The following is a 20,733-nucleotide window of genomic DNA, read 5'->3' on the forward strand; positions in this document are numbered from 1 at the left end:
TATGCAAGTGTAAATCTTGAACATGAACTTTGAAAAAGAAAACTCGGCCGGATACCTGGTCAATCACATGGCGCGGTTGTTTGCGAAGGAATTGCAGCAGCGCATTGCGCCCTTGGGCATCGTTGTTGGGCAATTTCCGATTTTACTGCAGCTTTGGCTCAAAGACGGCGTGACGCAAAAAGAATTGCTGGGCAAAATTGATGTCGAACAAGCGACCCTGGCGAACACGCTCAACCGAATGGAACGCGACGGCTTGATCAAAAGAACAAAGAACCCCGCTGACGCCAGAGCCCAAATGATTTGGTTAACTGAGAAGGCCACAGCAATTCGAAACAGCGCCTATGAGTCTGCTCAAAGCGTAAATGCCGAAGCCCTACAGGTGTTAAGTGAAACTGAACAGGCACGTTTCATGAACTATATGCGCCGTGTAATAGAAAAAATGCGTTCAGATTGAACTGACACCATATCGATTAAACTAAGAGACCGTCATAACCCTTAAATGATAAAACGCCCCCGAAATATCGGAGGCGTTTCTAACTTTTCGAAGATGTCGCGCTTAGCCGCGTTCTTCGATGATCTCAACCAGATGCGGGATCTTGTTGACCATGCCGCGGACCGAAGGAGTATCCTCCAGCTCACGGGTCTTGTGCATCTTGTTCAGGCCCAGACCGATCAGGGTCGCGCGCTGTTCAGCGGGGCGGCGGATCGGGGAACCGATCTGCTTGACGACGATGGTTTTTGCCATGGGTCGCTCTCCTTATGCTTCTGCTTCAGCAGCAGCCGGTGCTTCGTCCCGCTTGGGCAGGATGTCAGCAACCTTTTTGCCACGACGCTGTGCAACCGAACGCGGGCTCTGCTCTTTCTGCAGGCCGTTGATGGTGGCGCGGATCATGTTGTACGGGTTCTGCGAGCCCAGCGACTTGGACACAACGTCCTTGACGCCCAGCATTTCGAACACGGCACGCATCGGACCACCGGCGATGATACCAGTACCTTCAGGTGCGGTACGCATTACCACTTTACCGGCGCCGTGACGGCCTTCGATGTCGTGGTGCAGGGTCCGACCTTCGCGCAGTTGCACGCGGATCATCTGACGCTTGGCTTGCTCGGTCGCCTTACGGATGGCTTCAGGTACTTCTTTCGCTTTACCTTTGCCAAAGCCGACGCGGCCTTTCTGATCGCCGACAACCACCAGAGCGGCGAAGCCAAAGCGCTTACCACCTTTTACGGTTTTCGACACACGGTTGATCGCAACAAGACGATCGGCGAATTCCGGTGCTTCGTCGCGGTCACGACCACGGCCCCGGCGGTTTTCACGTTCTGCCATTTTGGCATCCCTTCTCTCACATGGCGCAATCGGCGCCGTTTGTTCAATCCAAGTGAGCCCCGACTGTTGCCGAGGCCCCCGGATCATCGGGGCAGCCGCAAAGCTGCCCGCAAGTCTTAGATCTTCAGGCCGCCTTCACGCGCAGCGTCGGCCAGAGCCTTCACTTTGCCGTGGAACAGGAAGCCGCCACGATCGAAATAGGCCTCTTCGACGCCTGCCTTCTTGGCACGCTCGGCGATGGCCGCGCCCACTTTGGTGGCCGCTTCGACGTTGTTCTTGCCAACGACACCCAGATCTTTTTCCAGGGTCGAGGCCGACGCCAGGGTCACGCCGCGCACGTCGTCGATCAGCTGAACAGAGATGTTCTTGTTCGAACGGTGTACGGACAGACGCGGACGACCCGCGTTGACCTTGCGAAGTTTGTTCCGAACGCGCAGGCGGCGCTTCAGAAACAGGGTTCTTTTGCTGTTTGCCATAGTTTGCGTCCTTACTTCTTCTTGCCTTCTTTGCGGAAGATGAACTCGCCCTTATAGCGGATGCCCTTGCCTTTGTACGGCTCGGGACGGCGCCATTCGCGGATTTTGGCCGCGACTTCGCCCACCTGCTGCTGGTCGATACCTTCCACAACGATCTCGGTCTGCTTCGGTGCGGTGATGGTGACACCTTCCGGAGCGGTGAAATCAACGTCGTGGCTGTAGCCCAGGTTCAGCTTCAGGGTGTTGCCCTGCATCTGCGCCCGGTAACCAACACCCTGGATCTCCAGCTCTTTTTTGAAGCCCTGGGTCACACCGGTTACCAGGTTGGCAACCATGGTGCGGCTCATGCCCCACTGCTGGCGGGCACGCTTGGACATGCCACGGGGGTTGATTTGCACAACATTGTCTTCGACCGACAGCGTTACGTCATCGGTTGCGGTGAAGCTGCGGGTGCCTTTCGGACCTTTCACTTCGATGGTCTGGCCGGACACAGTGGCGGTAACGCCGCTGGGCAGCTCGACCGGTTTTTTACCAATACGAGACATTGACAGACCTCCTTAGAAGACGGTGCAGAGCACTTCGCCGCCAACATTGTTGGAGCGAGCGTTTGCGTCCGACATCACACCTTTCGGAGTGCTGACAATCGACACGCCCAGACCCTGACGGACCTGTGGGATGTCATTGACGCCCATGTATACGCGGCGACCGGGCTTCGAGACCCGCTTCAGCTCGCGAATAACAGGGGTGCCTTCGTAGTATTTCAGGCTGATTTCGATGGCCGGATGACCGTTTTCACCGGTCGTCGCTTCGTAGCCACGGATATAACCTTCGTCCGCCAGCACGTCCAGAACCCAACCGCGCAGCTTGGAAGCCGGGGTGGAAACGGTGGACTTGCCGCGCATTTGCGCGTTGCGGATACGGGTGAGCATATCGCCGATAGGATCATTCATATCTATGTCTCCCTTACCAGCTCGATTTCACCATGCCGGGGATCTGACCAGCAGAACCCAGCTCGCGCAGCGCAATACGGCTGACCTTCAGCTTACGGTAGTAAGCATGAGGACGACCGGTCAGCTGACAGCGGTTGTGCAAACGAGTAGCCGAGCTGTTGCGCGGCAGTTTCGCCAGTTTCAGACGCGCTTTGAAACGCTCTTCCATCGGCTTGCTCTCGTCATTCGCGATTTCTTTCAGCTCGGCACGCTTTGCGGCATATTTGGCCACCAGGCGTTCGCGCTTCTTTTCGCGTTCGATCATTGCTTTTTTAGCCATGTCTTAATCCTCCCGGCGCTTATGCGTTGAAGGGCATGTTGAATGCTTTCAACAGTGCCTTTGCTTCAGCGTCGGTTTTCGCTGTGGTGGCAATTACGATGTCCATGCCCCAGACTTCGTCGACTTTGTCGAAGTCGATTTCGGGGAACACGATGTGCTCTTTCATGCCCATGGCAAAGTTGCCCTGACCATCGAAAGACGGCTTAACACCGCGGAAGTCACGAACGCGCGGCATCGCGATGGTGATCAGACGATCCAGGAATTCGTACATCCGGTCACCGCGCAGGGTCACTTTCGCACCCAGCGGCATGTCTTCACGGACGCGGAAACCCGCGATCGACTTTTTCGCCTTGGTTGCAACGGCCTGCTGACCGGCAATCGCAGTCAGATCCTCGACAGCCGCTTTGGCTTTCTTGGAATCTTTGACAGCTTCTGCACCACAGCCGATGTTCAGAACGATTTTTTCCAGCTTGGGCAGCTGCATGTCGTTCTTGTAACCGAACTCTTCTTTCAGAGCGGGGCGGATGGTTTCAGCGTACTGAGCCTTCAGACGCGGAGTATAGGTTGCGTTATCAAGCATCGATCACGTCCCCTGTGGTCTTGGCGAAGCGAACCTTCTTGTCACCTTCCATGCGGAAGCCAACGCGGGTGGCTTTGCCGTTTGCGTCCAGCAGTGCCAGGTTCGACAGCTCGATCGGGTTTGCCTGGGGCAAACGGCCGCCTTGGCTGTTCTGGGTCTGGCGGGTGTGGCGGATGGCGATGTTGATGCCGTCGACAACAGCTTTACCGGCTTTCGGGTCAACCGAGGTAATCGTTCCCTCTTTGCCCTTGTCCTTGCCGGCCAGCACGACGACCTTGTCGCCTTTGCGGAGTTTAGCAGCCATGATTACAGCACCTCCGGAGCCAGCGAGATGATTTTCATGAAGTTCTTGCCACGCAGTTCGCGAACAACGGGGCCAAAGATACGGGTACCTACGGGCTCGTTGTTGTTGTTCAGGATGACGGCGGCGTTGCGATCGAAACGGATCGCGGTGCCGTCTTCGCGACGGACTTCTTTGGCGGTGCGCACGACGACGGCCTTGCGGACGTCACCTTTCTTTACGCGGCCGCGTGGGATGGCTTCCTTCACCGAGACGACAATGATGTCGCCGACGGAGGCGTATTTACGCTTGGAACCACCCAGGACCTTGATGCACTGAACTCGGCGAGCGCCGGAGTTGTCAGCGACATCCAGATTGGTCTGCATCTGGATCATGTGGTTTCTCCCGACCTGTGGGGGCTGGTCTCGTTAGATCCCCCAGGGTTTCGACAAATGGAAAAATCCCGGAAGCTTACGCCTCCAGAACTTCCCAACGTTTCGTCTTCGATTTCGGCGCGCATTCGATGATGCGTACAGAGTCGCCGACCTTGAAGGCGTTCTTTTCATCGTGAGCCCGGTATTTCTTGGACTTACGGATGGTTTTCTTCAGAACCGGATGCGTAAAGCGGCGCTCGACGGAAACGGTTACGGTCTGTTCGTTGGCGTCGCTGGTTACGGTGCCGGACAGGATACGCTTGGGCATAGGATTACTCCTCCGATGCCGCGGCAGCGGCCTTTTCGTTCAGAATGGTTTTGACGCGGGCAGCATTGCGGCGGGCCGCTTTGATGCCGGCAGTGTTTTCCAGCTGACCGGTTGCCTGTTGAAAGCGCAAGTTAAAGCTTTCTTTCTTCAGGTTGGCCAGTTCCTCGCGGAGCTGGTCCGGGGTCTTGTCACGCAGTTCTTGGGCGTTCATCGCCTTTTTCCTTTGCTCAAAACACCAGAAGGCCCCTTATCAGGGTCACCTTTGACCTGGTGGATGAATGATAGACATACGAATCCCCCGACTCAGCCGGGGGAACGCAAGATGCCGCTCTATAGGGGGTTCAGGGGTGGGTGGCAAGGGAAAGTTTAGGAATCCTCTGCCTACATTAACAGGCTAGTCGCTGCTTACTTCACCAAGCCTAGATGTCGTACGATAGTGGCGCTGTCATAATAGTCTCGTCCTTCAACAACCATGCCACCTATTACCCGCATTACTGAGCAATAGCGCACTTCGTATCGCCTTCCAGTTGGTTCAAAATCACCGAGGCTTGAATGCAGAACACCAGTGTGGGTTCCGGTATTGTGGAACTCTACGATCGCCCATTCACCGCACTCGCTGACGATCACATTATCCACGATGCATTCTCCATCCGGGAATGCCTTTCGCCAACGCTCGTAATCCTCTTTATAGGCCAGCTTGCCAAGTTGCTTTTCCTCACGAGCAACATCTTCGAACTGACAATCTTCGGCAATCACCTCGGCCCCGCGATCAGGATCCCGCATCCCCCAACTTTCATGGAATTGGCGAACCACCCGTTCAGTTTCTTTCATACTGGATACCTCTGTGATCCATGGAACATACAGGATTGTATATGAGTTGGCGTCAGGTTTTCTCACATTGAGTTTGACGAATTCATCCGGAGAAGTTTTTTAAAACTATCCAGAATTATTTGTATTTTGGTTGGAAACGCAAAACGCGGCCTCGTTTGCACGAGACCGCGTCTTCAACTGTCTAAGTCTGAGTGGCTTACGCCAGAGCGATGTTCACAGCTGCCTCACGACCGTCACGGCCGGGCTCGATGTCGAATGTCACTTTCTGGTCGTCGGCCAGGCCAGTCAGACCCGAGCGCTCAACAGCCGAGATGTGCACGAACACGTCTTTGCCACCGGTCTCCGGTGCGATGAAGCCAAAACCTTTAGTTGCGTTGAACCATTTTACGGTGCCATTGGCCATATCCGTATTCTCCTATTAAATTGCTGTCCGCGGGATTGCGACAGCGCGGCGTGGTCGGTCTGGATCGAGAGACTGAACGCCAAAATTCAGGAGACAGTGGTCGAAAAAGAAAAACGTAAGCGTGCCTCACATGGGTCATGGCGGAGCATATTGCAAGGTTTTTCGGCAACTCGAGGTGAAACGTGATTGGCAGGAACACCGCCTGTTCGCCGCGCAATTGCTCTGCTGTTCCAATTCCCGTACGGGGAACCGGGGCTCATTCCCACTTGTAGTTAAAGCTAACACTAATCCGCTCTTCCTCGGCCATGTTCATCGGCACCTCGTGGCGCAGCCAGCTTTCCCACAGCAGGACATCGCCCACCTGCGGCTTCATATAGATGAACGGTTGTAAGTCCCGCCGTCCATCTTTTAAACGCGTAGGTGCCGCCATCATGCGGCCCGAGCGGGGGTCTTCCAGCTTCAACGCGCTGGCCCCTTCGGGCATCGCCACATAAGTGGTGCCCGAAATCACACTGTGTGGGTGCAGGTGGCTGGAGTGCATCCCGCCCTCGGGCAGGATGTTGATCCACAGATCCTCGAGCTTCAACTCACCTTCGCCCAGATCAAACTCGAGATCCTTGGCAAAAGCCGCGACGTGGATGTCCAGAGCCTTGACCAAATCGGCAAAGATCGGGAACCGCCACGGCAGATCGGTCAGCGAGGCATAGCTGGTGTAACCAGGATAGCCGTTCTGCTCACACCATTCCTGCCCGGCCTCATCATCCTCGGCAATGACAAGGCAAGAGTTTTCCAGCTCTTCTGGGTCGATCTTGGGACCAAACTCGGACAAAGCTGCGCGATAAAGACGGGTAACGAAGAGTGATTCAATCTGGGCCATAAGCTGGGCATAGCCCAAGCTCTGATCCAAGGCCAGCCCCAGCCAACCTTTAGTTTTTGATTGGCCCCGAGCCGCAGCGCGGGATCGGACGCCCGCCATCCGCGTAGGCCAGACACATAACAATCTCATCCGGTTTCGGCGCGTCGGGAATGCTCAGCGTCATGGTATCGAAATGGTCAAAGGACCACGGATTGTCCTTGTGTCCGAGGGGCAGATCAATCGCACATCCCGGTGCCCCAAGTTTGGCATTCGACGGGATGACGGCTTCACCTCCACCTGCTGATGCGCGCATTGGAGCGCCGAGTTTCGGATGGATCAATGCGCCACCTTGTTCGAGATCGCCATTCGCACCCACAATCGCTGCTTTACCGTAGGAAATCGGGGCACGGTCGAGTTGAGAAACAGCCTCGGCCGCTAGGTCTGCCCCAAGCATTCCTCCAATTTCAAACAGCTCGGACAAGTCTTCCGAGAATTTACCGGCCAGCGGGTTTTGTATGACAGCCAAAGCTGCAACTCTGCAGACTGGAGCGCATGGTTGCCCAAACTGGTCGGTGGTTATGACCTCTTTGACAAAAACCTTCTTGCGTAGCTGAAACATACAACCCTCCCATTCACTCTGGGCAGATTATGGGGGCTATGGGCAAAGGTCGACTTTTTTCACTCATCAGTGGGATGGGTCGCAAAAGACTAACACAATACCCCCTGCCGGTGTCCTGACAGGGGCAATCTTGTCACGAACGAGTGGTCCCCAGTCACTTACCAGTCTTAGGGAACCTAAACACAGGTCTTGATCGGCAGCTTTATAGTGATCCGACTTGAGCTTGCATGCCCAGCGATCGACTGAAACTCTACCCAGACGTACTTTGACCGGCTTTGCAGTGACCGGAGTATCTTGGAAGATGCGGATCCAGACACGCCCTATTTCTTCAGCAAATCGGGCCAGAACTCGTTTGCTTTTTCAATATTGGCATCAATATCGCTGGCCCAGATGCGCCGCACCTGCGGGCTGTAATTCAGATACAGTTTTTCGTCCCAGATGCGCCATGCGAACGGGTCGACATCGGCCACCGCATTCTGGCTGGCCGCATAGGCGCAATATCCGCCATATTGAGGAGCATACTTCGCCGGGTCAGACAGAAAAGCCTGGCGGTTTTCATCATTCAGAAACACCCAGGTGGCGCCATTGTGCTGAGCCATGATCTCAGGATCGCCCTTTTGCGGATCACCGCCTTGCCAATAAGTCATGACGTCATATCCGTTCATCGCAAGCTTGTTGAAATACCCTAGATTCACCTCGGGCGACGCGGCCCAAGTTTTTGCGGGGGCGACCACGGTACCAACGGCCATCAGAAACAACAGAACGAAATGGCGGAGGATAAAACTTGGCATCAGTATCCTACTCGATGGCAGAGAGGGTTCGTCCGAATTTAGCCACGCCTGTCTGCCGATTGCCAGTCACGAGTCGGTAAACCGGCACGTGGCCATTGAAAGTTTAAGTCCCAAAACCTGCGTCTGACATCGAGAACGCAAAACCCCCGCCGGTATCCCGACGGGGGTCAATCTTTTAGCGAACGGGGTAGCCCCCCAATCGCTTACCAGTCTTCGCGAACCACGACGCGAGTCTTGATCGGCAGCTTCATCGCGGCCAGGCGCAGGGCCTCGCGGGCGATGTCGTCATTGACGCCGTCGATCTCGAACATCACGCGGCCAGGCTTGACTTTGCATGCCCAGCGGTCGACCGAACCTTTACCTTTACCCATACGAACTTCGATCGGCTTTGCAGTGACCGGAGTGTCGGGGAAGATGCGGATCCAGACACGACCCTGACGCTTCATGTGACGCGTCATGGCACGACGTGCAGCTTCGATCTGGCGTGCAGTTACACGCTCAGGCTCAAGAGCTTTCAGGCCGTAGGTGCCAAAGTTCAGATCAGAGCCGCCCTTGGCGAGACCCTTGATCCGGCCTTTGTGCATCTTGCGGAATTTAGTACGCTTTGGTTGAAGCATATCTTTCCCTCCTTAGCGACGACCGCCACCAGCACCACGAGGTGCAGGGCCGTCCTGGAGTTCCTGTGCTTTACGGTCACGTGCCTGCGGATCGTGCTCCATGATCTCACCTTTGAAGATCCAGACCTTGATCCCGATGATCCCGTAAGGAGTCATCGCTTCGGCATGTGCGTAATCGATGTCGGCACGCAGGGTGTGCAGAGGCACGCGGCCTTCGCGGTACCACTCGGTCCGTGCGATTTCGGCGCCGCCCAGACGGCCAGCGACGTTCACCCGGATACCCAGGGCGCCCATGCGCATGGCGTTCTGAACCGAACGCTTCATCGCGCGGCGGAACGAGACGCGGCGCTCCAGCTGCTGAGCGATGGACTCGGCAACCAGCTGCGCGTCAAGCTCGGGCTTGCGCACTTCGACGATGTTCAGGTGCAGTTCGCTGTCGGTCATACGAGCAAGCTTTTTGCGCAGAACTTCGATGTCTGCACCTTTCTTGCCGATGATGACACCGGGACGTGCAGTGTGGATCGTAACGCGGCACTTCTTGTGCGGACGTTCGATGATCACACGGGCAACACCGGCCTGCTTGCACTCTTTGTTGATGAACTCACGGATCTTGAGGTCTTCCAGCAGAAGATCACCGTAGTCCTTGGTGTCGGCGTACCAGCGGCTGTCCCAGGTGCGGTTGACCTGCAGGCGCATGCCGATCGGATTTACTTTATGACCCATTAGGCTTGCTCCTCAACTTGACGCACCTTGATGGTGATCTCCGAGAACGGCTTCATGATCTTGCCGAAACGGCCACGGGCACGCGGACGACCACGCTTCATGACCAGGTTTTTGCCAACCCATGCTTCGGCGACGATCAGCTCGTCAACGTCCAGGTTGTGGTTGTTTTCGGCATTCGCGATTGCGGACTGCAGGCACTTCTTGACGTCCTGCGCGACACGCTTGTTCGAGAAAGTCAGGTCGGTCAGAGCCTTCTCAACTTTCTTGCCGCGGATCATTTGCGCAACCAGGTTCAGTTTCTGCGGGCTGGTGCGAAGCATGCGCGTTTTCGCCATTGCTTCGTTTTCAGCCACGCGGCGGGGGTTCTTTTCCTTGCCCATGACTTACTTCCGCTTCGCTTTTTTGTCTGCGGCGTGACCGTAATAGGTGCGAGTCGGCGAGTATTCACCGAACTTCTGACCGATCATGTCTTCCGAGACGTTTACCGGGATATGCTTCTGGCCGTTGTACACACCAAAGGTCAGACCCACGAACTGGGGCAGAATGGTGGAACGACGCGACCAGATTTTGATGACTTCGTTGCGGCCCGACTCGCGCGCTGCTTCGGCTTTTTTCAGCACGTAAGCATCGACGAAAGGACCCTTCCAAACAGAGCGAGACATAGATTAACGTCCCTTCTTCTTGGCGTGCCGCGAGCGGATGATCAGCTTCTGGGACGCTTTGTTCTTGTTGCGGGTACGCTTACCCTTGGTGTCCTTACCCCACGGAGTAACCGGCGTACGGCCACCCGAGGTACGACCTTCACCACCACCGTGCGGGTGATCGATCGGGTTCATTGCAACACCACGAACCGACGGACGAACGCCCTTGTGGCGCATACGACCGGCTTTACCGAGGTTCTGGTTGCTGTTGTCGGGGTTGGACACGGCACCGACGGTGGCCATGCATTCCTGACGGACCATGCGCAGCTCGCCCGAGCTCAGACGAATCTGAGCGTAGCCGCCATCGCGGCCAACGAACTGAGCGTAAGTACCGGCCGCACGTGCGATCTGACCGCCTTTGCCAGGCTTCATCTCGATGTTGTGGACGATGGTACCGATGGGCATGCCCGAGAACGGCATTGCGTTGCCCGGCTTGATGTCGGCCTTGGCGGATGCCACGACTTTGTCACCAACAGCCAGACGCTGCGGAGCCAGGATATATGCCTGCTCGCCGTCTTCGTATTTTACCAGTGCGATGAATGCGGTCCGGTTCGGGTCATATTCGATCCGTTCGACGGTTGCCGCGACATCAAATTTATTCCGTTTGAAGTCAACGATCCGGTAGAGACGCTTTGCGCCACCGCCGCGGCGGCGTGAAGTGATCCGTCCGGTGTTGTTCCGGCCGCCCGATTTGGTCAAACCCTCTGTGAGAGACTTGACCGGACGTCCTTTCCAAAGCTCCGAACGGTCGATCAGCACCAGCCCGCGCTGGCCCGGCGTCGTCGGCTTGTACGACTTAAGTGCCATGCTTTCTGTCTTCCGTTTAGCAAGTGCAGGGAATTCCCCCGCTATGTGATAGGCCCCCGTAGGTGCCAAGGGTATAGGGCCCCGAAGGTCCCCGGTTACAAATATCAGAGGCCCCGGAACGAATCCGAGGCCGCAAGATTGGGTGCATTTAGCAGTGTTGGGGGTGGGTGTCTATAGCGGGCGCTGGATTTTTGCGCCCCAGCAAAATCCGATTGCGCGGGTGAACGAAGCGTCGAATTACTCCACTATAAGTTTTGGATGACTTAGTTTCAGAAAATGCCGAGACAACTGGTTACCCAACACCAACTCAGCCCTCCTGATTGTCCTCCGCTTTCAATTCTCGCACAATGCGGAAACCGACCCATGGCCCCCAATAGTCTTCGGGATGGCCTACACGCCGAGCTGGGCGAGCCAATTCTACTGATGCTCCGTACGAGCCCCCCTTTCCAACGCGCCTACACCCAAGCGGACGATACGAGGCAGCGAGGTAGCGAGCCGAAGAGGCAAAGCCGAGATGCCCTTCGCTCCAACACGATCTTGTCGTTTCAGATACGTTTCCAGACATATGACGCAACCCCCAAGAATTTGCAGCATCCAACTCATCCACTGTAACAGGCCGTTTTTCATTCCCGGGGTCTCTTTTCCACACGCTCCTGCCACCTTCGATTTCTCGCCAATAGATAGAAAAGTTGGCTTGTTCCCGTGTCAGTGAATCACCTTGTGCAAAGATCGTTTTTGCTCCTGCCCGGGCAGCGTATTCCCATTCTACTTCAGTAGGGAGGCGATAGACCTTGGCACCCACCTTGTCATTTAGCCATGCTAAGTAGTCTTGCATTTCGGTGTAGGTGACAGCAGTGATCGGGCTGCGGGGATGGTCTTGGTAGGGGCCGTTTCTAAGTCGAAAGCGTATACGTGCGTCGGCCTCATCTGCGCACCTTCTCTCAGCGACGCAGGCGGCCCACTCCTCTCGAGTAACTTCGGTAAGACCCATTGCGATAGGAACATCAATTGTAACGTCGTGTTTTGGGGTCTCGCTGACGAATGTGTCATAGGGGTCTGGGACTTCATCGGGATCAATGTTTAGACCAATCTTGAAACGACGATGCGCTTCCCTCGCCTCTTTTTCAGTTGATCCGAACGAAAAATACCCCTTAGGCAAAACAACCATTGATGGACATGCTTCGCATTCCTGAAACGTATCAAGATCTGAAACCACTTGGCTTTTGGAGATAAAATAGCTCTCCTCAGCGAAAATCGGAGAAACATGAAAGAGCGCAATGAAACTCACCGGCAAAAACAAAATTCTGAAGAGGCTCATCCTGCTCAATCTCTATCAAGTCATTTATGAACGCACAGCTAAAGAATTTAAGCAGCTTTGAGCTTTGATCGAAGGGCCACTGCACTCGAAAAAAACGAAAATGCACGTTATCCCAAAAATAAAACCCCCAACTTTAGCGGGGACATTTATCTCTCTCCAAAGACGGGTCCGATCAGAGACCGGTGGACACGTCGATGGTGTTACCCTCTTCCAGGGTCACATTTGCTTTTTGACGTCTTTCCGACAGCCCAGCTGGCCGTGGAACTTACCGCTCACCCATACAGCGCGCGGGCCTCGGCGAAGGACAGCAGACGGCGGCTTTTCTCATCCCACAGGTGCAGGCGCGCGTTGGCGAGGCTCTCTCGGATGGTCATCTGGTTGCTGTTGGCCAGCTCATCATGATCGCGCAGCACTTCGGTCAGGCGATAGAACGGAATGCGGCTGTAGAGGTGGTGCACGTGGTGGATGCCGATATTGGCGCTGAACCACTGCAATACGGATGGCAGGATGTAATGAGAGCTTCCGTGCAGGGCAGCCTCGTGCAGCTGCCAATCCTTATCGGGATCCCATTGCGTCTCTTCGAATTGGTGCTGGACGTAGAACAGCCAGACGCCGGCCGCCGCGGCAATCAGGGTCGAGGGCAGGAAAATCAGCAACATCGGCATCATGCCGCCAAAATAGTAGATGGCCCCTAACACGATCAGAATGGCCAGATTTGTGACCATCGCGCTGACCCAGAATTTCGGAATACCCGTCAGGCCAAGCGGCAGCCGGTTCTGAAACAGGAACAGATACCCGGGACCAAAGCCAAACAGGGTAATCGGGTGCCGATACACCCGATACCAAAAACGGTTCATCGACGTCATCGCACGGTATTCGGCCACCGTCAGCGTGTGGATGTCACCCATCCCCCGCTTGTCCAGATTGCCCGAAGAATTGTGGTGCGTGGAATGCGTACGGCGCCAGACATCATAGGGCGTCAGGGTCAGCACTCCGATCACCCGCCCGACCCAGTCACTGACCGTTCGGTTCGTGAAGAAAGCCCCGTGCCCGCAATCGTGCTGAATGGCAAACAGGCGCAACAGGAATGCCGCGTTGAGGACTGAGACTGCAAAAGCAAGCCAATAGCTGACGGACAGGAACATCCACGACACTGCCCACAATGCGATGAATGGGATGATGCTGACGCCAAGCTCGAACCAACTGCGCAACTGGTTCGGTTCGCGATATTTGGCAAGCGTCGTCACCCAGTCACGCGCGGCGGTCACATCCGGCTTTGCCGAGGTCGATAGATTGGTTTCCGTCATGTGCCTGCCAAATCATTTTCTTTCAGCACACCGGATAGATGACCACACCGACATAGCAACCTGATTCTGGACCAATCGCGATGTTTGGCGTTCAATTTATGGTGCTGCCGCTCAAAAAAGGCCTCCGAAGTCACGGGGGCCTTGTTCGATTGTCCGATGTCGGGTCAGACTTAGGCAAGTGAAATCGTCAATGGCGTCATCCGTTCCACCTACATATGTGTTTCTTGACGCCAGCCCGACGACTCGGTCGACCGTAATATTAGCCGTCCGCCTTCATCTCGGTTGCAATTATGATGCTGATCGGCCCGGTCGAGAAGGGCCCCACACCGAACTCCATGTGGTCAATCTCGCCCTCTGCCGTGAAGGCCACCCAATCGCCCGCGTAATATTCGATGGCGCTGCCCAGCGGGTGCTCGCCCTGATGGGTCAGAGTCGCCTTCAAGGTCACGGGTTTGGTCACGCCGTGGATGGTCAGGTCACCGGTCACATCTGCCGTGGTGTCTCCGGTCCGCGCGATCCCGGTGCTGACAAAGGTGATCTCGGGGTAGGTTTCGACCTCAAAGAAATCCGCCGACTTCAGGTGGTCGTCCAGCGGGCCAAATCCCGACGACAGGCTGTTTGTGTCAATTGTCACGTTCAGGGTCGATGCCTCGACATCATCCGCGTTCAGGTCCAGCACGCCTTCGGCCTTGGTGAACTCGGCATGCTGGTTGGACACGCCTGCATGGCTCCAGCCAAAGCGCACCTCTGTATGCCCCTGGTCGGTTTTGTAAGTCTGCGCAAAGGCCGGGGTGACGGCGACAGCTACTGCAACGGCTGCGATCATAGATTTGAAAGTCATCGTGATGTTCCTTTCATCTGCAATGGGGCTGGTTTTTAGATGAATTTTCATCTAGTTGAATTTGCAGCCAACAGCAATAAGATTTGGAGCAAACACAAAGTTGTGAAGAAAGATCTGCCAACCCCATTGGAAACAGACATCTGGGTGGCCATGAACCGGACAACCCGGCTTATCCAGTCAGAAATCAGTGCAGCCTTGAAAGATGCGGGCCTGCCGCCTCTGAAATGGTATGACTTGCTATGGTCGCTTGAGCGGCACGGAGGAAGGCTGCGCCCTTTTGAACTTGCTCAAGACACCATTTTTGAGCAGTCGAACCTGTCTCATCTCAGCAGACGGATGGTTTCTGAGGGGCTAATCGAATTCGTATCTTATGCCGGAGACAGGCGCGGTAAAATGCTGCAGATTACAGACAAGGGCAAAGAGCTGCGTAAACGTATGTGGAAAATCTACGGACCGCTGCTGCATGAAAAGATGCGCGCACTTGGCGGTGCCGAGGGTTGGCAGGCGTTCCTTGCGTCCGCAGGACGTCAGGCGGATTGAACGAAACATCAAAGACCCAGATCGACGATCACCCCAATGACCGCCTGCGACACAGTGGTTCAGATTCAACCGCAATGCGCTGCTTTAGTTTGATATGGCCCAACACCTCGCGAAAAGCGCGGTGCCTGGGTTTCCCCTCAAGATAATCCGCCAGCTTGAGCAGGTTGATCGGATGCTTCACAATCAGCGCTTCGACCCTCTGCACTGCGTCATCCAACTCGTAATGGTCGATAAACTGACAGGCCACCTGGGTCGGCGTTAGCAGGCAAAAATCCTGCGGCCGTTTGTCGGTATAGCGGATGATATCGAAGGGCGACGCCCCAAGGGCGTGGAACTTGGGGATGTACACGCGCATATCAGCCTGCGGATGTTCTAGTACCGTGCCCGAGATCTGACAAAACCCCAGCGGCCCAAGCTTGCCGAAAACATGTCTCCGCATCGCCGGAGAAACCATGTCGACATCCGCCCTGTCATATTTCAGATCATCGAATACGGACAAAAGCCCAAGATTTTCATCAGCGATCTGAAAGTATGGCTCGGCGCTGAAAGCCCGCATCTGCACCAGTACCTGATTGCGTTTGGCTTCAGTTTGGGAGCCTGAAACCGCGTCACCGGCAGGGTCCACTGACCCCGCAAAAAGCCGCAGTAAGCGCTGGGTAACGAACCCCTGCTTGCGCGCAAAACGGTCCGAATTCACAGAGATTGATTTGTTTGCTCCACGTTTGTTCATTTGACCGTACCTATAATTTCCGAAGCATTCGGCGCATCAGTCAAAACGCTTGGGCGTACCACCCCGCTTGGGCGTACCACCCCATAGTCACCGCCCAATCAACAGAATGATCTTCAACCTTTTGCCCCGTTTGCTACTGAAGATAACGCAGTCCGCTCCCCTGTCACGGGTTAGCGGCGAAAGAACGCCGGTAACAAAACGCTAACGGCTTGCCGTCAGACACCCGTTCCTGCCTTGGACATGGCAGCTTCCTGACCCAAACGTAAAAAGGCTCCGCCCACCATTCGGGGGCGAAGCCTGATCATGTTCTCACCGCTTGGTGTAACCGGATCAGAGACCGGTCGACACGTCGATGGTGTTACCCTCTTCCAGGGTTACATATGCTTTTTTCACGTCTTTCCGCTTGCCCAACTGGCCACGGAACCGCTTGACCTTGCCTTTGGTGATGGTGGTGTTCACCGCCTTCACCTTGACACCAAACAGCGATTCAACCGCTTCTTTGATCTGCGGTTTGTTGCTGTCGATCGCCACTTCAAAGACAATCGCGCCGTTCTCGGACGCCATGGTCGACTTTTCGGTGATGATCGGCTTGCGGATCACGTCGTAGTGTTCTGCCTTCGCGCTCATTTCAGACGAGCCTCCAGTGCTTCGACAGCCGCTTTGGTGAGCACCAGGGTGTCACGCTTGAGGATGTCATAAACGTTTGCACCCATCGACGGCAGGATATCCAGACCTTCGATGTTGCGCGACGCCTTCAGGAAACCTTCGTTCACGGTCGCGCCGTCGATGACCAGAGCGCGTTTCCAGCCCAGGTTTGCAACCTGTTTGGCCAGAGCGGCGGTCTTGCCTTCGGCTTCGGCGTTCTCGATCACAACCAGTTCACCTGCCTTGGCTTTGGCCGACAGAGCGTGGCGCAGGCCAAGCTTGCGGAACTTCTTCGGCAGGTCGTGGCCGTGCGAACGAGGGGTCGGGCCTTTGTAGATACCACCCTTGCGGAAGATCGGCGCGTTGCGGTCACCGTGACGAGCGCCACCGGTGCCCTTCTGGCGATAGATCTTCTTGGTCGAGTAGCTGGTTTCCGAGCGGGTCTTCACCTTGTGGGTGCCGGCCTGCGCGTTGTTGCGCTGCCAACGGACCACACGGTGCAGGATGTCCGCGCGCGGCTCCAGGCCGAACAGGTCTGCATCCAGCTCGATGTTGCCGGCTTTGCCGCCGTCCAGATTGATTACATCAAGTTTCATGCTTCACCACCTTCCGCGGGTGCTTCTTCCGCAGGTGCTTCGGTTGCAGCCGATTTCACAGCAGCCGGGAAAGGCAGGCCTTCCGGTGCTTTCTTCTTGACGGCGTCCTTGACGGTGACCCAGCCCGATTTCGGTCCGGGAACGGCGCCTTTGATGAAGACCAGACCACGGTCGGCGTCGGTTTTGACGACTTCCAGGTTCTGGGTGGTAACACGGGCAGCACCCATGTGACCGGCCATCTTCTTGCCTTTGAACACCTTGCCCGGGTCCTGACACTGACCGGTCGAACCGTGCGAACGGTGGCTGATCGAAACACCGTGCGAGGCGCGCAGACCACCGAAGTTGTGGCGCTTCATCGCACCGGCAAAGCCTTTACCGATCGAGGTACCCGAAACGTCAACCTTCTGACCTTCCAGGAAGTGTTCTGCCGAAATCTCGGCACCTACATCGATCAGGCCATCTTCGGAGACGCGGAACTCGGCCAGCTTACGCTTGGGCTCGACCTTGGCAGCGGCGTAGTGGCCGCGCATGGCTTTCGAGGTGCGTTTTGCTTTGGCAGCACCGGCGCCCAGCTGAACGGCGGTGTAGCCATCTTTGTCAGCCGTACGCTGTGCAACGACCTGCAGGTTGTCCAGGTGAAGAACGGTCACAGGGATCTGCTTGCCGTCTTCCATGAACAGGCGGGTCATGCCAACTTTTTTTGCGATAATACCAGAGCGCATAATCTATACCCTCCGATCTTACGACTGCAGCTTGATCTCGACGTCCACACCAGCAGCGAGGTCGAGCTTCATCAGCGCGTCAACGGTCTGGGGGGTCGGATCAACGATGTCGAGCAGACGCTTGTGCGTACGGATCTCGAACTGGTCGCGGGATTTCTTGTCGACGTGAGGGCCACGGAGAACCGTGAACTTCTCAATCTTGTTCGGCAGCGGGATCGGGCCACGCACGTTCGCGCCGGTCCGCTTGGCAGTGTTGACGATCTCTTGCGTGCTGGCATCCAGAACGCGATAGTCAAATGCCTTCAGCCGAATACGGATATTTTGGCTTTGCATAATAACAGCCTTTTATCAGGCGTTGAGGTTGAGAGGAGGACAGACGCGCATCGCCAACCCTCATCGAACCCAAAAGGCGGGAATCACCCCGCCTCGATGTTCTTGTTGAGAACTCGCGCGAAATACAGGTGTGTGGGGGGTTTGGCAAGGGGCAAGTTGGAATTGGCCGATACAGTCATCGAGAAAGAAAATCATCGAAGTCGAAGATTTGCGGAGCCGTGATTCCGAAAAGAGCAAACATCGGTAGGTTAGTAGTATAGAGAACTGTTTCTATCTATGCCCAAAGTGTAAGTACAATTTGATCGTACTTTACCTCCAGTCACCAACAGATTACGGGCCCAAACGCTTACAGAACTCCCGGGCTTCCGGGATTTTCACGTCAATGTGGTCGTCTATTGTCGAGCATTCCCAAAGCAACCGGTATTCTAGCTGGTGAGCATATTTCGCGTCCTTTAGAAACACCTGCTCAATTGCCGTGTGGGTTTGCACCTCTCTAATCATGTCCATATTGATGCCTCCATCAGGAAGTCGATGTTTCTCTAGCTGTTTGCTTATTTCCCCTTCAACAAGCTTTTGGTGTATCAGTCTTCCGTCCTGATATTTGCAAAGACCTTCAATCCCTTGTCTATAGCCGGGCAACGCGCGGGCCACTGCGCCCGCAAAATTCAAAGTGTCTTCTATTACTATGGCAGAAGTGCCAAATGCTTTTGAGATAGAGTCGGCTGAACTTATTGATCCGCAAAGAACATAGCTACTGGCACCAACTTGGCTGGCGAACATCACAGTCTTTTCACCGTCCACTAGCGTTGAAATGGCTTTTCCTTCAGCATCATCTTTTCGCTCTTCGTCATAGTGTTGAGAAAACTTCGCGAATGATGAAAGACGTAACGAACCATCCTCAAAGAAACTATCGACATATTTTTTTTCCATGAACCTGAATACGGTCGGCCTCAAAATTGACCATGGAGAGTTAAACGACATGTTTAAAGTGGTCGGCTTCCAATCCTTAAAATCAGTGTTGCTCATTACTTTGTTTTCCAACGATTTTTCACTGTTGGATAACCTACATTCAGCCGCGATCTTCGACAACCTCAAGTAGCTCGTTGCTCGCGGGTATTTGCCTTCGCGGATGGCGAAACGTAGACTATTTCCCATCGCGATAGGCGCGATCAGCTCGACGTGAAGCCGACGTTGTCGTCAGGCATAACCAACTCGGTGCCTTCGATCCGGCCAAGTAGCCTTTAACTCTCAGCCGGTTCTTTAGGCAAATATCGCGGCGCAACGACCTTGTCGTAGAAAAGAAAAAACAGCGGCGTCAGCACCATCGACAAGGCAACGACAATGATCAACGTATTCGCCAGATCGGCGCTCAACACATGCGTGGCGACCGAGAAGGACAGCAACACAAACCCGAACTCTCCGGCCTGCGCCATCCCCAGCGCAAACAGCCAATTATTTGCACCGGACACGCCGAACAATCGGCCCAGAGCAAAGAGGATCACCGCCTTTATAGCCATCACTCCAAAGGTCAGCGAGACAACCAGGCCTACATTATCGACCATCAACCTGAAGTTCACCGAGGCTCCTACGCTAACAAAAAACAACCCAAGAAACAGCCCCTTGAACGGAGTGATCTCTTTTTCAAGCGCATTGCGATATTCGCTATTGGCCAACACCACCCCAGCGATGAACGCCCCCAGAGCCGGTGTCAGACCAACGGCCATCATCAACACGGCCACACCGACCACAAGGGTCAGGGCCATGGCTGTGAACAGCTCAGGCAATTTAGCGGATTCGACATATCGGAACACTGGCCCGGTCAGATAAGCACCGCCAACAATCACCAGAATGATCGAACCAAGTGTGACAAGCGCCCTCAGCCATCCCGGCATGCCTTGCACAAGATTCAGTGAAAGCCCGGTGCTTGTCGTGGGCCCGTGACTGACGGCCCCGCCCCCCATCGCGGCAAGCTCCGGCAGGGCCAGTAGCGGCAGAAGCGCCAGAATTGGAATCACCACAATGTCCTGCATCAACAGAACCGAAAAGCTGGATTGCCCTCCGGTTCCCATCAGCAGCCCTTTTTCATGCAGTGTTTGCAACACGATAGCCGTGGACGACAGTGAAAATATCAACCCGATGGTCAAGGCCGACTGCCACGGCTGCCCAAGCGCCATCGCCAACCCCATTACGGCAAGAGAGGTACAAACCAGTTGCAAACCGCCCAACCCCAAAAGCCTTTTACGCAAATCCCAAAGTTTCTTTGGCGCCAGTTCCAGACCAATCAGAAACAGCATCATGACAACGCCAAATTCGGCAAACCGCTCAAGGCTGCCGACATCAACACTCAGCGCCGACAAGACAGGGCCAAGCAGCATTCCGGCAATCAGGAAACCCAGAACCGACCCAAGGCCAAGCCATACGGCGACCGGAACAATAGCAATGCCCGTCCCGAGAAGAATGAAAGATAGAAAAAGATAGTTTTCCATATAGGTTCAAATATTGCTTGTGGAATTCTCTTACACAAGCTGCACATTTTTGCGCGCCTAGGAACTGATACATCCAAACAAAAAAAGGGCGTCCCTTCGGACGCCCTTTCTTTTGGTAATCGCGTAAGCGCCTTACTCGATTATTTTCGACACAACGCCGGCGCCGACGGTGCGGCCGCCTTCGCGGATGGCGAAACGCAGGCCGTCTTCCATCGCGATCGGGGCGATCAGCT

34 protein-coding genes and 2 pseudogenes are annotated in these 20,733 nt (G+C 55.3%); 2 read left to right on the forward strand and 34 right to left on the reverse strand.

From position 1 onward, the window contains the following. Positions 1-22: 22 nt before the first annotated feature. Entirely contained in the window at positions 23-454 is a 432-nt protein-coding gene (locus ACR0B0_RS17445) for a MarR family winged helix-turn-helix transcriptional regulator (protein WP_170351675.1), read from the forward strand. 102 nt (positions 455-556) lie between these two features. On the opposite strand, the gene rpmD is transcribed toward ACR0B0_RS17445, so the two are convergent. The 26 genes and pseudogenes from rpmD to ACR0B0_RS17575 all read right to left on the reverse strand — a co-directional run bounded on the left by rpmD (position 557) and on the right by ACR0B0_RS17575 (position 14,448). Next, positions 557-745, reverse strand: coding sequence for a 50S ribosomal protein L30 (gene rpmD, locus ACR0B0_RS17450; protein ID WP_008757946.1), 189 nt, complete (start codon positions 743-745; stop codon positions 557-559). A gap of 12 nt (positions 746-757) precedes the next feature. After that, complete coding sequence (gene rpsE / locus ACR0B0_RS17455; RefSeq protein ID WP_058283505.1) at positions 758-1,327, reverse strand: 30S ribosomal protein S5; 570 nt, start codon at positions 1,325-1,327, stop codon at positions 758-760. A gap of 116 nt (positions 1,328-1,443) precedes the next feature. Then, entirely contained in the window at positions 1,444-1,803 is a 360-nt protein-coding gene (gene rplR / locus ACR0B0_RS17460) for a 50S ribosomal protein L18 (protein WP_058283506.1), read from the reverse strand. An 11-nt stretch (positions 1,804-1,814) separates the two neighbouring features. Beyond that, positions 1,815-2,348: a 50S ribosomal protein L6 gene (rplF, locus tag ACR0B0_RS17465; RefSeq protein ID WP_170351676.1), complete on the reverse strand. Its 534-nt coding sequence runs from the start codon at positions 2,346-2,348 to the stop codon at positions 1,815-1,817. A 12-nt stretch (positions 2,349-2,360) separates the two neighbouring features. Beyond that, positions 2,361-2,753: a 30S ribosomal protein S8 gene (gene rpsH / locus ACR0B0_RS17470; RefSeq protein ID WP_010437099.1), complete on the reverse strand. Its 393-nt coding sequence runs from the start codon at positions 2,751-2,753 to the stop codon at positions 2,361-2,363. A gap of 13 nt (positions 2,754-2,766) precedes the next feature. Beyond that, the gene (gene rpsN / locus ACR0B0_RS17475; protein ID WP_010437098.1) at positions 2,767-3,072 is read right to left on the reverse strand and encodes a 30S ribosomal protein S14; all 306 of its coding nucleotides are present in this window, start codon (positions 3,070-3,072) and stop codon (positions 2,767-2,769) included. A 19-nt stretch (positions 3,073-3,091) separates the two neighbouring features. Continuing rightward, entirely contained in the window at positions 3,092-3,652 is a 561-nt protein-coding gene (gene rplE / locus ACR0B0_RS17480) for a 50S ribosomal protein L5 (protein ID WP_170351677.1), read from the reverse strand. Then, positions 3,645-3,956 (reverse strand): 50S ribosomal protein L24, encoded by a 312-nt coding sequence (rplX, locus tag ACR0B0_RS17485; RefSeq protein WP_008755589.1) that lies wholly within the window; start codon positions 3,954-3,956, stop codon positions 3,645-3,647. Before rplX ends, rplE begins: the two co-directional genes overlap by 8 nt. A gap of 2 nt (positions 3,957-3,958) precedes the next feature. Next, on the reverse strand, positions 3,959-4,327 hold the full coding sequence (gene rplN, locus ACR0B0_RS17490) for a 50S ribosomal protein L14 (RefSeq protein WP_008757934.1): 369 nt from the start codon (positions 4,325-4,327) through the stop codon (positions 3,959-3,961). Positions 4,328-4,403: 76 nt separating this feature from the next. Next, positions 4,404-4,634 (reverse strand): 30S ribosomal protein S17, encoded by a 231-nt coding sequence (rpsQ, locus tag ACR0B0_RS17495; protein ID WP_170351678.1) that lies wholly within the window; start codon positions 4,632-4,634, stop codon positions 4,404-4,406. A gap of 4 nt (positions 4,635-4,638) precedes the next feature. Beyond that, on the reverse strand, positions 4,639-4,845 hold the full coding sequence (gene rpmC, locus ACR0B0_RS17500; RefSeq protein WP_010437082.1) for a 50S ribosomal protein L29: 207 nt from the start codon (positions 4,843-4,845) through the stop codon (positions 4,639-4,641). A 194-nt stretch (positions 4,846-5,039) separates the two neighbouring features. After that, a complete protein-coding gene (locus ACR0B0_RS17505) occupies positions 5,040-5,465 on the reverse strand; it encodes an ester cyclase (protein WP_170362261.1) in 426 nt (141 codons plus the stop codon). A gap of 196 nt (positions 5,466-5,661) precedes the next feature. Next, positions 5,662-5,868: a cold-shock protein gene (locus tag ACR0B0_RS17510; RefSeq protein WP_170351679.1), complete on the reverse strand. Its 207-nt coding sequence runs from the start codon at positions 5,866-5,868 to the stop codon at positions 5,662-5,664. A gap of 256 nt (positions 5,869-6,124) precedes the next feature. Continuing rightward, positions 6,125-6,745 carry a 2OG-Fe(II) oxygenase family protein gene (locus tag ACR0B0_RS17515; protein WP_480648907.1) on the reverse strand — a complete coding sequence of 207 codons (621 nt, stop codon included), beginning with the start codon at positions 6,743-6,745 and terminating at the stop codon, positions 6,125-6,127. Positions 6,746-6,794: 49 nt separating this feature from the next. Further along, positions 6,795-7,343: an amino acid synthesis family protein gene (locus tag ACR0B0_RS17520; RefSeq protein WP_170351680.1), complete on the reverse strand. Its 549-nt coding sequence runs from the start codon at positions 7,341-7,343 to the stop codon at positions 6,795-6,797. Positions 7,344-7,559: 216 nt separating this feature from the next. After that, positions 7,560-7,667: pseudogene (gene rplP / locus ACR0B0_RS17525) on the reverse strand (50S ribosomal protein L16); the annotation flags it as partial. Beyond that, positions 7,664-8,134, reverse strand: a complete 471-nt coding sequence (locus ACR0B0_RS17530) for a YHS domain-containing (seleno)protein (protein WP_170351681.1) — start codon at positions 8,132-8,134, stop codon at positions 7,664-7,666. The pseudogene rplP (ACR0B0_RS17525) and the gene ACR0B0_RS17530, both read right to left, overlap by 4 nt. 203 nt (positions 8,135-8,337) lie before the next feature. Continuing rightward, positions 8,338-8,751, reverse strand: a complete 414-nt coding sequence (gene rplP, locus ACR0B0_RS17535; protein WP_058283513.1) for a 50S ribosomal protein L16 — start codon at positions 8,749-8,751, stop codon at positions 8,338-8,340. Between the two features lie 12 nt (positions 8,752-8,763). Beyond that, positions 8,764-9,474 (reverse strand): 30S ribosomal protein S3, encoded by a 711-nt coding sequence (gene rpsC / locus ACR0B0_RS17540; RefSeq protein WP_008758042.1) that lies wholly within the window; start codon positions 9,472-9,474, stop codon positions 8,764-8,766. Continuing rightward, positions 9,474-9,854, reverse strand: a complete 381-nt coding sequence (rplV, locus tag ACR0B0_RS17545) for a 50S ribosomal protein L22 (protein WP_039538267.1) — start codon at positions 9,852-9,854, stop codon at positions 9,474-9,476. Before rplV ends, rpsC begins: the two co-directional genes overlap by 1 nt. 3 nt (positions 9,855-9,857) lie before the next feature. Then, entirely contained in the window at positions 9,858-10,136 is a 279-nt protein-coding gene (gene rpsS, locus ACR0B0_RS17550; protein WP_005980699.1) for a 30S ribosomal protein S19, read from the reverse strand. A 3-nt stretch (positions 10,137-10,139) separates the two neighbouring features. After that, entirely contained in the window at positions 10,140-10,982 is an 843-nt protein-coding gene (gene rplB, locus ACR0B0_RS17555; protein WP_008757664.1) for a 50S ribosomal protein L2, read from the reverse strand. 307 nt (positions 10,983-11,289) lie between these two features. Further along, positions 11,290-12,300 (reverse strand): formylglycine-generating enzyme family protein, encoded by a 1,011-nt coding sequence (locus ACR0B0_RS17560; protein WP_170351682.1) that lies wholly within the window; start codon positions 12,298-12,300, stop codon positions 11,290-11,292. Between the two features lie 172 nt (positions 12,301-12,472). Further along, a pseudogene (locus ACR0B0_RS17565) lies at positions 12,473-12,567 on the reverse strand (50S ribosomal protein L23); the annotation flags it as partial. 5 nt (positions 12,568-12,572) lie between these two features. Next, entirely contained in the window at positions 12,573-13,607 is a 1,035-nt protein-coding gene (locus tag ACR0B0_RS17570) for a fatty acid desaturase (RefSeq protein ID WP_170351683.1), read from the reverse strand. Positions 13,608-13,866: 259 nt separating this feature from the next. Further along, on the reverse strand, positions 13,867-14,448 hold the full coding sequence (locus tag ACR0B0_RS17575) for a YceI family protein (protein ID WP_170351684.1): 582 nt from the start codon (positions 14,446-14,448) through the stop codon (positions 13,867-13,869). A 102-nt stretch (positions 14,449-14,550) separates the two neighbouring features. Between ACR0B0_RS17575 and ACR0B0_RS17580 the strand changes: the two genes are divergently transcribed. Further along, positions 14,551-14,988: a MarR family winged helix-turn-helix transcriptional regulator gene (locus ACR0B0_RS17580; protein ID WP_368040155.1), complete on the forward strand. Its 438-nt coding sequence runs from the start codon at positions 14,551-14,553 to the stop codon at positions 14,986-14,988. A 28-nt stretch (positions 14,989-15,016) separates the two neighbouring features. Here ACR0B0_RS17580 and ACR0B0_RS17585 read toward each other — a convergent pair whose 3' ends face one another. The 8 genes from ACR0B0_RS17585 to ACR0B0_RS17620 form a co-directional block, all read right to left on the reverse strand. After that, a complete protein-coding gene (locus ACR0B0_RS17585; RefSeq protein WP_217360552.1) occupies positions 15,017-15,718 on the reverse strand; it encodes a hypothetical protein in 702 nt (233 codons plus the stop codon). Positions 15,719-16,048: 330 nt separating this feature from the next. Further along, entirely contained in the window at positions 16,049-16,345 is a 297-nt protein-coding gene (locus ACR0B0_RS17590; protein WP_058272362.1) for a 50S ribosomal protein L23, read from the reverse strand. Then, positions 16,342-16,959: a 50S ribosomal protein L4 gene (gene rplD, locus ACR0B0_RS17595; protein ID WP_170362268.1), complete on the reverse strand. Its 618-nt coding sequence runs from the start codon at positions 16,957-16,959 to the stop codon at positions 16,342-16,344. Before rplD ends, ACR0B0_RS17590 begins: the two co-directional genes overlap by 4 nt. Next, positions 16,956-17,681: a 50S ribosomal protein L3 gene (rplC, locus tag ACR0B0_RS17600; protein ID WP_170334115.1), complete on the reverse strand. Its 726-nt coding sequence runs from the start codon at positions 17,679-17,681 to the stop codon at positions 16,956-16,958. Before rplC ends, rplD begins: the two co-directional genes overlap by 4 nt. 18 nt (positions 17,682-17,699) lie before the next feature. Continuing rightward, complete coding sequence (rpsJ, locus tag ACR0B0_RS17605; RefSeq protein ID WP_008756422.1) at positions 17,700-18,014, reverse strand: 30S ribosomal protein S10; 315 nt, start codon at positions 18,012-18,014, stop codon at positions 17,700-17,702. 330 nt (positions 18,015-18,344) lie between these two features. Further along, positions 18,345-19,040 (reverse strand): hypothetical protein, encoded by a 696-nt coding sequence (locus ACR0B0_RS17610; RefSeq protein ID WP_480648900.1) that lies wholly within the window; start codon positions 19,038-19,040, stop codon positions 18,345-18,347. A 215-nt stretch (positions 19,041-19,255) separates the two neighbouring features. Continuing rightward, complete coding sequence (locus tag ACR0B0_RS17615; RefSeq protein WP_480648901.1) at positions 19,256-20,500, reverse strand: cation:proton antiporter domain-containing protein; 1,245 nt, start codon at positions 20,498-20,500, stop codon at positions 19,256-19,258. A 132-nt stretch (positions 20,501-20,632) separates the two neighbouring features. Beyond that, on the reverse strand, positions 20,633-20,733 hold a 101-nt coding region (locus ACR0B0_RS17620; RefSeq protein WP_017929992.1), incomplete at its 5' end, for an EF-Tu C-terminal domain-related protein.

The sequence above is a fragment of the Ruegeria sp. BA12 genome (assembly GCF_056539625.1).

Coding starts and splice junctions, on each gene's coding strand:
- ACR0B0_RS17610 (WP_480648900.1), bottom strand. CDS start 19,040: ATGAGCAACACTGATTTTAAGGATTGGAAGCCGACCACTTTAAACATG.
- ACR0B0_RS17445 (WP_170351675.1), top strand. CDS start 23: ATGAACTTTGAAAAAGAAAACTCGGCCGGATACCTGGTCAATCACATG.
- rplN (WP_008757934.1), bottom strand. CDS start 4,327: ATGATCCAGATGCAGACCAATCTGGATGTCGCTGACAACTCCGGCGCT.
- rpsH (WP_010437099.1), bottom strand. CDS start 2,753: ATGAATGATCCTATCGGCGATATGCTCACCCGTATCCGCAACGCGCAA.
- rpsC (WP_008758042.1), bottom strand. CDS start 9,474: ATGGGTCATAAAGTAAATCCGATCGGCATGCGCCTGCAGGTCAACCGC.
- rplC (WP_170334115.1), bottom strand. CDS start 17,681: ATGCGCTCTGGTATTATCGCAAAAAAAGTTGGCATGACCCGCCTGTTC.
- rpsE (WP_058283505.1), bottom strand. CDS start 1,327: ATGGCAGAACGTGAAAACCGCCGGGGCCGTGGTCGTGACCGCGACGAA.
- rplB (WP_008757664.1), bottom strand. CDS start 10,982: ATGGCACTTAAGTCGTACAAGCCGACGACGCCGGGCCAGCGCGGGCTG.
- ACR0B0_RS17520 (WP_170351680.1), bottom strand. CDS start 7,343: ATGTTTCAGCTACGCAAGAAGGTTTTTGTCAAAGAGGTCATAACCACC.
- ACR0B0_RS17510 (WP_170351679.1), bottom strand. CDS start 5,868: ATGGCCAATGGCACCGTAAAATGGTTCAACGCAACTAAAGGTTTTGGC.
- ACR0B0_RS17515 (WP_480648907.1), bottom strand. CDS start 6,745: ATGGCCCAGATTGAATCACTCTTCGTTACCCGTCTTTATCGCGCAGCT.
- rplF (WP_170351676.1), bottom strand. CDS start 2,348: ATGTCTCGTATTGGTAAAAAACCGGTCGAGCTGCCCAGCGGCGTTACC.
- rpsS (WP_005980699.1), bottom strand. CDS start 10,136: ATGTCTCGCTCTGTTTGGAAGGGTCCTTTCGTCGATGCTTACGTGCTG.
- ACR0B0_RS17575 (WP_170351684.1), bottom strand. CDS start 14,448: ATGACTTTCAAATCTATGATCGCAGCCGTTGCAGTAGCTGTCGCCGTC.
- rpsN (WP_010437098.1), bottom strand. CDS start 3,072: ATGGCTAAAAAAGCAATGATCGAACGCGAAAAGAAGCGCGAACGCCTG.
- ACR0B0_RS17530 (WP_170351681.1), bottom strand. CDS start 8,134: ATGCCAAGTTTTATCCTCCGCCATTTCGTTCTGTTGTTTCTGATGGCC.
- rplE (WP_170351677.1), bottom strand. CDS start 3,652: ATGCTTGATAACGCAACCTATACTCCGCGTCTGAAGGCTCAGTACGCT.
- ACR0B0_RS17615 (WP_480648901.1), bottom strand. CDS start 20,500: ATGGAAAACTATCTTTTTCTATCTTTCATTCTTCTCGGGACGGGCATT.
- ACR0B0_RS17570 (WP_170351683.1), bottom strand. CDS start 13,607: ATGACGGAAACCAATCTATCGACCTCGGCAAAGCCGGATGTGACCGCC.
- rplR (WP_058283506.1), bottom strand. CDS start 1,803: ATGGCAAACAGCAAAAGAACCCTGTTTCTGAAGCGCCGCCTGCGCGTT.
- rpsQ (WP_170351678.1), bottom strand. CDS start 4,634: ATGCCCAAGCGTATCCTGTCCGGCACCGTAACCAGCGACGCCAACGAA.
- ACR0B0_RS17590 (WP_058272362.1), bottom strand. CDS start 16,345: ATGAGCGCGAAGGCAGAACACTACGACGTGATCCGCAAGCCGATCATC.
- rplV (WP_039538267.1), bottom strand. CDS start 9,854: ATGGGCAAGGAAAAGAACCCCCGCCGCGTGGCTGAAAACGAAGCAATG.
- ACR0B0_RS17585 (WP_217360552.1), bottom strand. CDS start 15,718: ATGAACAAACGTGGAGCAAACAAATCAATCTCTGTGAATTCGGACCGT.
- rplP (WP_058283513.1), bottom strand. CDS start 8,751: ATGCTTCAACCAAAGCGTACTAAATTCCGCAAGATGCACAAAGGCCGG.
- ACR0B0_RS17560 (WP_170351682.1), bottom strand. CDS start 12,300: ATGAGCCTCTTCAGAATTTTGTTTTTGCCGGTGAGTTTCATTGCGCTC.
- rpsJ (WP_008756422.1), bottom strand. CDS start 18,014: ATGCAAAGCCAAAATATCCGTATTCGGCTGAAGGCATTTGACTATCGC.
- rpmC (WP_010437082.1), bottom strand. CDS start 4,845: ATGAACGCCCAAGAACTGCGTGACAAGACCCCGGACCAGCTCCGCGAG.
- ACR0B0_RS17505 (WP_170362261.1), bottom strand. CDS start 5,465: ATGAAAGAAACTGAACGGGTGGTTCGCCAATTCCATGAAAGTTGGGGG.
- rplD (WP_170362268.1), bottom strand. CDS start 16,959: ATGAAACTTGATGTAATCAATCTGGACGGCGGCAAAGCCGGCAACATC.
- rpmD (WP_008757946.1), bottom strand. CDS start 745: ATGGCAAAAACCATCGTCGTCAAGCAGATCGGTTCCCCGATCCGCCGC.
- rplX (WP_008755589.1), bottom strand. CDS start 3,956: ATGGCTGCTAAACTCCGCAAAGGCGACAAGGTCGTCGTGCTGGCCGGC.